This is a genomic window from Desertihabitans aurantiacus (genome assembly GCF_003344635.1).
GTDB lineage: Bacteria > Actinomycetota > Actinomycetes > Propionibacteriales > Propionibacteriaceae > Desertihabitans > Desertihabitans aurantiacus.
On record NZ_QPKK01000377.1, the window covers coordinates 1 to 2,765 of the forward strand.

The 2,765-nt window shown below is 72.8% G+C and carries 3 protein-coding genes and 1 tRNA gene; 1 reads left to right on the plus strand and 3 read right to left on the minus strand.

Features of this window, described 5'->3' with window-relative positions:
* The 3 genes from DVA66_RS19135 to DVA66_RS19145 form a co-directional block, all read right to left on the minus strand.
* On the minus strand, window positions 1-1,059 hold a 1,059-nt coding region (locus DVA66_RS19135), incomplete at its 3' end, for a PP2C family protein-serine/threonine phosphatase (RefSeq protein ID WP_198671954.1).
* Window positions 1,060-1,530, minus strand: a complete 471-nt coding sequence (locus tag DVA66_RS19140; RefSeq protein ID WP_114561432.1) for an FHA domain-containing protein FhaB/FipA — start codon at window positions 1,528-1,530, stop codon at window positions 1,060-1,062.
* Window positions 1,531-1,544: 14 nt separating this feature from the next.
* Window positions 1,545-2,255 (minus strand): FhaA domain-containing protein, encoded by a 711-nt coding sequence (locus DVA66_RS19145; RefSeq protein WP_114561433.1) that lies wholly within the window; start codon window positions 2,253-2,255, stop codon window positions 1,545-1,547.
* Between the two features lie 250 nt (window positions 2,256-2,505).
* Here DVA66_RS19145 and DVA66_RS19150 point away from each other — a divergent pair.
* Window positions 2,506-2,588 (plus strand) — tRNA-Leu (locus DVA66_RS19150).
* Window positions 2,589-2,765 lie beyond the last annotated feature (177 nt).

Here is a 2,765-nt window from a genome sequence, read left to right on the forward strand (position 1 = left end):
CTCCTCCTCCCGCTCGTCCGGGCTGCCCTGCGGGCGGACCGGCGTGCTGGCGCTGGCCGGGGAGCCCCCGCCGGCCAGCGGCGGCGGCGGGGAGGTGCCGTCGTCCTCAGCGCCCGGGGGCAGCGCGGCCCGCGGGGGCACGGCCGTCACCTCCGGGATGTCCAGGGTGCCGGCGGCCCCGAGCACCATCACATCGGGCAGCTCGTCGTCCTCGCCGGCCTCCAGCAGGTCGGCGATGATGATGGTGATGTTGTCGATGCCGCCCTCGGCGTGCGCCTCGGAGACCAGCCGCTCCAGTGCCGTCGCCGGGTCGGGCTCGGCCAGCAGGGAGCCGAGCACGTCGTCCTCGACCAGACCGCACAGGCCGTCGGAGCACAGCAGCAGCCGGTCGCCGGCCTGCATCCGGTGGGTGCTGAGGTCGGGGTCGTTGGAGGGCTGGCCGTTGAGCACCTTGAGCAGCAGCGAGCGGTGCGGGTGGTAGGCCGCCTCCTCCAGGCTGATCCGGCCCTCGTCGATGAGGCTCTGCACCCAGGAGTGGTCGTGGGTGAGGCGGGTCAGCACCCCGTCGCGCAGCAGGTAGGCCCGGGAGTCGCCGATGTGGGCCAGCGCCAGGTCGGTGCCGTCGAACATCAACGCGTCGACGGTCGTACCCATCCCCTCCAGGGACGGGTCGGCGGCGACCAGCTCGGCGATCCGCTGGTTGGCACGCTCGACGATCCCCGCCAGCACGTCGAGCATCTGCGGCGGCTCGAGGGTGATCTCGGCGGCCTCGATCGGCTCGTCGGCCGCCTCCACCGGGGCCTCGGGCGCGCTGCCGTCCGCTTCCGGGGCGTCGTCGGCCGCGGCCTCCTGCTGCTCGGCGTGCGCGGCGGCGCGCAGCTCGGCGTCGGCGTCCTGGACCTCGGCGATGGCCACCGCCGAGGCGAGGTCGCCGGCCGCGGCTCCGCCCATGCCGTCGGCCACCACGAGCATGGTCGGGCTGGCGTAGCCGGAGTCCTGGTTGTTCTTGCGGACCAGACCCACCTCGGAGTGGGCCACGTAGCTGAGGCGCAGGGTCACTCAGCTCACCAACTTCAAGACCGTACGTCCGATCCGCACGCTGTCGGCCGGGGTCACGGTGGTGGGTGCCGTGATCCGCTGGCCGTTGACGTAGGTGCCGTTGGTGGAGCCGAGGTCCTCGACGTAGTAGCCGCCGGAGCTGTCCGCCTCGATCCGGGCGTGCCGGGTGGAGACGTAGTCGTCGTCGAGGATGATCGCGCAGTCGGAGCTGCGGCCGATCAGCACCGGCCCGGAGAACAGGTCGGCCCGCTGGCCCTCGCGGCTGCCGTTGGTCACCTCGACCGAGCGCGGCGCCTGCTTGGTGCGCCGCCGCTCACGCCGCCGCGGCTGCTCCAGCTGCTGGGGCAGCTCCCCGGCCTGCACGGTGCGGCCGAACAGGTCGGTGCGGATGACCGAGGCGGCCGACAGGATGAAGACCCACAGCAGCGCCAGGAAGAGCACCTTGAGCAGGGTGACGATCAGCTCGGACATGGTGGTGGCGCGCCTCAGTTCCCCGACGGCGCGTGCACCAGCATCCGGGTGTTGCCCATCTCGATCCGCGAGCCCGCCTGCAGGGGGGCGGTGCGCACGCGCTGGCCGTTGACGACGATGCCGTTGGTGGAGCCGAGGTCGTTGATCTCGATGCTGAGGTCGGAGCCACTGCCGCGCACCACGATCTGGGCGTGCCGCCGCGAGATGCCCGGGTCGTTGATCCGCAGGTCGGCCTCGGTGCCGCGACCGATCACCAGCCCGGGCGGGGTGAGCGGGTGCCGCATGCCGTTGACCTCGAGCACCAGGCGGGCGCGGTTGATCTGGGTGGTGCTGGCCGGGTCCTCGGTGTCGACCCCGGCCACCGCCTCCGAGGCGACGGTGAAGCGTCCGGTCGGCAGCGACTCGTCCAGCTCGTAGTGGATCATGATCGGGCCGTTGAAGACGTAGCCCTGCTCCGAGGCGTGCCGGCGCAGCTCGGGGATCAGCTCGCCGGTGAGGGTCTTGCCGTAGGGGGTGAGTCGCTCGTAGTCGTGCTCGCTCAGCCCGACCACGAACTCGTTGGGCACCAGGCGGCGGTCGCGCGACATCAGCTTGGCCTCGGCGTCCAGCTCGCGCTGCAGCCGGGCGGCGATCTCGACCGGCTGGACGTCGCCCTTGAAGGCGCGCGCGAAGACGCCGTTGACCGCACCCTCGATCCGCTTCTCGAAGCGACCGAACACGCCCATCGCACCTCCTCCGCCGACGCCCCCACCCTCTGCTGACCGCCCCGATCCTATGCGGGCCGCCGCGGCACGGCGAACCTCCCGCGCGGCGGCGGGGCGGACGGGACCGCGGTCCGACCGTAGCGGTCCCGGGCTGCCACGACGGTAGCGGTCGGAGGCGGCCGGCAGGGGGTGGACACGGCTCGAGTCGTGATCTCGGTGCCGGTCGTGCTAATGTTCACCGGCCGGTTCGCACCGAGGGGTGCGAGACCACGCGCGAGTGGCGGAACGGCAGACGCGCTGGCTTCAGGTGCCAGTGTCCTTAGGGACGTGGAGGTTCAAATCCTCTCTCGCGCACAGCAGGAGGCCCCTTCCGGGAGACCGGGAGGGGCCTTCGTCGTCCCCGGGGCGCGCTCCGGGGTGCAGACCGGGGTCGTCCCGGGTGGCGGCTGGCCCGCGCGGTGCTACGTTCCGGCCAGGAGTCACCGCGGCGCGAGGAGCAGCGATGAACGGTCCGGCCTCCGCGCCCGGCAC